4 protein-coding genes, 2 pseudogenes and 1 other annotated feature are annotated in these 5010 nt (G+C 55.3%); of the genes and pseudogenes, 1 reads left to right on the top strand and 5 read right to left on the bottom strand.

Annotated elements, in window-relative coordinates; genetic code table 11:
* The 3 genes and pseudogenes from ACQ7C1_RS31505 to ACQ7C1_RS31515 all read right to left on the bottom strand — a co-directional run.
* Window positions 1-635: pseudogene (locus ACQ7C1_RS31505) on the bottom strand (IS3 family transposase); the annotation flags it as partial.
* Window positions 238-354: a sequence feature (AL1L pseudoknot), on the bottom strand. Its footprint overlaps the pseudogene before it by 117 nt.
* 102 nt (window positions 636-737) lie before the next feature.
* Window positions 738-1481: a helix-turn-helix transcriptional regulator gene (locus ACQ7C1_RS31510; protein WP_416068773.1), complete on the bottom strand. Its 744-nt coding sequence runs from the start codon at window positions 1479-1481 to the stop codon at window positions 738-740.
* 836 nt (window positions 1482-2317) lie between these two features.
* Window positions 2318-2624, bottom strand: a pseudogene (locus tag ACQ7C1_RS31515) (PfkB family carbohydrate kinase); the annotation flags it as partial.
* On the opposite strand from ACQ7C1_RS31515, the gene ACQ7C1_RS31520 reads away from it, so the two are divergent.
* Window positions 2587-3156, top strand: coding sequence for a tyrosine-type recombinase/integrase (locus ACQ7C1_RS31520; protein WP_430961191.1), 570 nt, complete (start codon window positions 2587-2589; stop codon window positions 3154-3156). The pseudogene ACQ7C1_RS31515 and the gene ACQ7C1_RS31520 sit on opposite strands and share 38 nt — an antisense overlap.
* On the opposite strand, the gene ACQ7C1_RS31525 is transcribed toward ACQ7C1_RS31520, so the two are convergent.
* Window positions 3129-4103, bottom strand: a complete 975-nt coding sequence (locus tag ACQ7C1_RS31525) for a CobW family GTP-binding protein (RefSeq protein ID WP_430961192.1) — start codon at window positions 4101-4103, stop codon at window positions 3129-3131. The genes ACQ7C1_RS31520 and ACQ7C1_RS31525 overlap by 28 nt on opposite strands.
* Before the next feature lie 171 nt (window positions 4104-4274).
* A complete protein-coding gene (locus ACQ7C1_RS31530) occupies window positions 4275-4715 on the bottom strand; it encodes a phasin family protein (protein ID WP_430961193.1) in 441 nt (146 codons plus the stop codon).
* Window positions 4716-5010 lie beyond the last annotated feature (295 nt).

Genomic DNA, 5010 nt, shown 5'->3' on the forward strand with positions numbered 1-5010 from the left:
TGGCTTGCCCCGGATGATACCCTGAAGTCCCATCGATCGCATGAGCCGGGCGACGGTGCAGCGGGCTATGTCGAAGCCCTCCCGCTTCAATTGCCGCCAGACCTTGCGCACGCCGTAGACACGGAAGTTCGCCTCGAAGACGCGGCGTATCTCGATCTTCAATGCAATGTCGCTGCGGGCGCGGACCGACAACCGGTCCACGTCCAGGCGTTTGGCAACGTTCTCGTAGTAGGTTGATGGGGCAATCGGCAGCAGCTTGCAGATCGGCTCGACCCCGAATACCGAGCGGTGTTCGTCGATGAAGAAGATCATCGCTTCAATGGGCGGTCGAGCTCCGCCATCGCGAAATAAGCGGACGCTTTGCGCAGTATCTCATTGGCCTGTCGAAGCTCGCGGTTCTCCCGCTCCAGAGCCTTCATCTTCTCGGCCACTTCGCTTGGGAGCCCAGGCCGGGAACCATCGTCCACTTCCGCCTTCTTCACCCATTCATTGAGCGTCTGCGCCGTGCAGCCGATCTTGGCGGCGATCGAGGAAACCGTTGCCCATCGCGAGGAATATTCGCCTTCGTGATCCAAAACCATCCGCACAGCACGGGCGCGGACTTCAGGTGAAAATTTGTTCGTTGTCTTGCTCATATCGGCTCCACCTTCTCAGAAGTTGGAGCCTCCGGCAAACCCGGCGCGGTTCAGCGCCTTGGGTATCGCCGCATTTGAGCAGTTGTGCCTCTGGCATTGACTTTAGCGAATTATTCCGAACCGAAAACTTTCGGCGACCATCTGAGGTGTATTTACGACATCGAGCTTTCGTTGAACGTTGAAAACCTCATTTTGAATTGTTCGATGCGATCGCCCCAGGATCTTAGCGATCTCTATCGCCGTCTTACCAGCGGCGCACCAATGTATGATCTCGCGCTCTCTTGCTGTAATCCTAGGAAGTTCTTTAGCCTTTTGTTTCGCGTCTTTCACGATCTGATCACGAAGCAAACTATGCGCGTAAGCTGATAACACATACAGAGCTCTTCTAGCGGTGTTCGATAAGTCGACCTTTTCAGCTCCAAAGCTGACTATCGACTGAAATCCAGCGGCGGTATGCAAAGGAATGGTGTAGCCATCGATCATCTTGAATTCGCTAGCCTCGTTCATGACCCGCCGGCCCTGTCGATCGAGCTTTTGATTTATCAGAACCTCCGACCATATAAATGCGCGATCGCATGTTTTGCTGAGGTGGACCACTGGGTCGATGTGTACGAAGTTGCCTTCCAAATAGCGGTCGAACCACTCCCCTGACCAATCGCTGAAAAACAAATAGGGATCGATACGCTCGTTAGGCGATGGTATCCCGGAGATCGCAAAGCTGGTAAATCCAAAGTATCGTGAAATCTTGCCAAATGATAACAACAGGGCATCCTTGCTTGTCGCGCTAGATGTCTCTGAAAAAAAATCCGACATTACATTTGAGATCGCCGAGATTTCTCCGTTCACTTTGAGCTCCATCGCGTTGTTCCACTAGCTGCGTGGTGACGTGTGTATTCCAGTGAGACTGTAGGTCGTTCAGAATTCGCGAGGCGGTGGACTCGCCGATCGCCTCTTTCCGTAGCCCGATCTCACGTAGCACTCACATGTTCCTCCCCTCCTCGGCCCATCAATTGGAGTTCGGCGATATAAAACAGCTCGGCAACTCGCCGCCGCCGATTGGAAGATTCAAGGCTCGTGCCAATTACGGCTGCTTTAGTCAAATCGAACGCTTTATGGTTACTTTTCGGCCGGTTGGCTCAATAATCAGGGAGCGCGTATCACATACGCCTGCGTCTCAATACAGACAAAGGCGACAGGAGTATCGGACATGTCGATGACGGGCGGACCACGACAAAGCGGAACTGCACAATCGGCGGCGCTACGAAATTTACACAGATCGCGCTCGTGATACTAGACTGCGCACTTCCACTGGTCATTCGCGCGGAGCAAAACCTGACCAAGCAGCGAGATCGCGACCGCGCCGGAAGGTGGTTGCGCATCACCAATCGCTACGGCGAGCTCCGTCCATTACGCGGCGCGCCGTTTCGTCATGCCTTGCTTCAGGCAGGGAGAATTTCCTCTCGCGTCAGAAGAGTGTTAGCTGAGGGGGCCTAGTTGGCGACATGCTGCAAGCATTTACTCAGCTCGATCAACGGATCGGCGCCTTCGATGCCGCGACGAAGCCCCCGCACGCGCCGACTCCCCCCTCAGCGGCTTGGTCCAATCCTCCCACGCTTCAATTGCAGAATGATCCAGTCATGACACAAATTAACTCGCCGCCCCGTGCGGTCAGGTCACTGGCGTTACAGCAACCCTGCCTGCTCAGCCTCGCGGCGGAGATTTTGCCGAGGGCGGACGGATCTGTTGAATAACGAGTCCTGCCGCCAAGGATCGCAGATCACCGCAATCCTTGAGGCTACGCCCGCTCGTATAGCCGTAGAGGAAGCCGGCAGCGTAGAAGTTCCCGGCGCCCGTCGTGTCGACCAGTTCTGTGATGTCCGTCGCCTTGATGATCACTGTCTCCTTCCCGTAAACGATCAATGATCCTCTTTCGGCGCGTGTCACAACGCCAATGTTGCAATCCCTGCGAACGGCATCGAGCGCTTCCTCGAGCCGCCGCCGATCCGCGAACTCAGATTCCCCCAAGCAGCTTGCTTCCTTTCGCCCGAAGCGGGCTCGACCATATCTCTATTCGAGGAAGACATCCAACGCCTCCTGTCGGCCGCTCTGGAGATGCCGTCGATATACCCGCTGCAACCTCAGGCCATGGACATATTATTGTCTGTTCGGTCTGCTGAGCGTTTCCGGTTTGCGGCTCGGCGAGGCGCGAAACCTCAAGCTCGCGGACGTTGATTTCGACGCTGCGGTGTTGACGATCCGCGGAACGAAGTTCAGAAAGTCCCGTCTTGTACCGATGCACGCATCGACACCTCAAACAACTCCGCGGGAGAATGCGAGCGTCACCGCGATATTCAATCGCCTGCTGCACCAATCAACGTTGAATACCATCCGCGGCGACAGCTACCTTCTCGAAAAGCGCCGCTCTGGCCTCTGCATCAGGTCGGAGCGGCGCTTGAAACTAACGCGACCGCAAACCAGTGAGGGCGCAGTTCTTCAATTCGTCAAGGTTGCAATCCCTTGAGGGGAGCACCTCTGGAGCCCACGGCGCAGCTCTGACTCATCGAGATCTCGACCAATCAAGACGATCTCGGTGAGGCGGGGATCTTTCCTCCATGGTTTTCCAGCACGCAATTCGCGCATCAGATAAACGCCGTTCAAGACATAACGGTAGGCTGCGCCAGCGAAATTCACCACCCCTTTTATACGCAGCATGTCGGTTCCCTTCACCTGCGCGAGGTGGTTCAGCCAGCTATCGAAGGCTGTCGGATCCAGCGGTTCCGCTTGCCGCAGCGCGACACAAGAAAGGTTTTGGTCATGTTCATGATAATGGTTCTCGAGGATGAACGGCGCTTTCGACAAGACGTTCTTGAGATCGAAAGCGCCAATGTCCAAGACAGCGCCCATAGAGACTTCACAATCCTTCGTCTGAAGGAGCCGAGCCAGCGGATTAAGCTGTCGGACGCGTCTCTCAACCACAGCAAGCTCGTTGCTGGAGACGCGGTCGGTTGTATTGAGTAGGATGACATCGGCAAGGCTAATCTGCAGAGTGGCTTCGTCGTGGCCGAACTGCCGACTGACATGACGAGCATCGACCACAACGACAATCGCATCGAGTTGAACATACTTCGACAAGACCTCGTCCACTACGAAGGACTCGATAACAGGCGCGAGCCAGGTCAAACCCGAGGTTTCGATGACAATGCGATCGAACATGCGATCGGACGCGAGGATATCGTGAAGTGCGCCGATCAGGTCGTCAAGAACCGTGCAGCAGATGCAGCCGTTGTTCAGTTCTACAACTTCCGCCGTTGTTTCGATGACAAGCCTGCCATCGATACCGACGTCACCAAATTCATTGATGACCACGGCAATGCGTTCGTCATGCCGCTCGGCCAGAATTCGGTTGAGCAGCGTTGTCTTGCCAGCCCCAAGAAAGCCGGTCAGAATGGTCGCCTTGAGTCTTTCCATGACAGCCTCCAATACTGCAGCAACATCCGATCTGCCCGATCGGAGGCGCATTGTGGGAGTCCGAGGAATGACCGATATCATTCCTCGCTGTTTGCGTTCTCTGCCCTGTCCTGGATGCCGAGCAGATTCGGACGGCATGACAGGCGGCTAAGTGCCGGGCAACCCGCGCGGCTATTCCGAAGCCAGGGAGGATGTGTCGAACATTCCTCTCAATGAGTTGTTTATGTCTATCAGAAATTTCGACGCTATGGCCTGAAAATCTCTCGCATGGCCGAAGGCTAGTTCGAGTCGTTCCCGGGCGAACTTCGATTGGAGTTCGAAAGTCTGAGAGGGCGTTTTTGCTGCAGCTAACGCCTGAAGGTGACCTAGGTCGGCCTCGATAGTCGCTTGCAGGGCTGCTGTTGATCGCAACGATAGTTCCTTGCCGGCCCGAACTGTGATTTCTGAGATCTGTCTCTGCATTTCTTGACCTGCGCGAGCGCTTGAGGTGAGGGTCTGAATGCCGCCCTCCAGGCTTGCGGTTGCGCTCGTGGCAGCGACGCGAGGGTATCCAGTCGCTTCAGGGGATCGGCTGTCGATTCTTTCAGTGGGGTTGTCTGAGGTCCTGACCATAGACTTATCTCCGATGAATGACCAAAAGGGAGGAAACGGTCGTGACTGTTTCCCGTTTTTTGCCTTTTTGTGATCGGCGCACCGCCGATCGGCTCACCATATACTTCAAGACTTGTGCCAACGCGTGAGACTGAGAGCAGGAATAGGATTTTTGCTTTGATATCAGCCTTTCGCCGCAGACACGTAAGTCAATCCTTGCGGCGGAGAGCCGACAAACACGACGCATGTGTAGCATCTCAGCCAAGGTGTAAGCCTGACGTCTTTGACCTGAGACCCATATTCCCTCCAGCTTTCG

The organism is Rhizobium sp. Nf11,1, assembly GCF_050587665.1.
Lineage (GTDB): Bacteria > Pseudomonadota > Alphaproteobacteria > Rhizobiales > Rhizobiaceae > Rhizobium.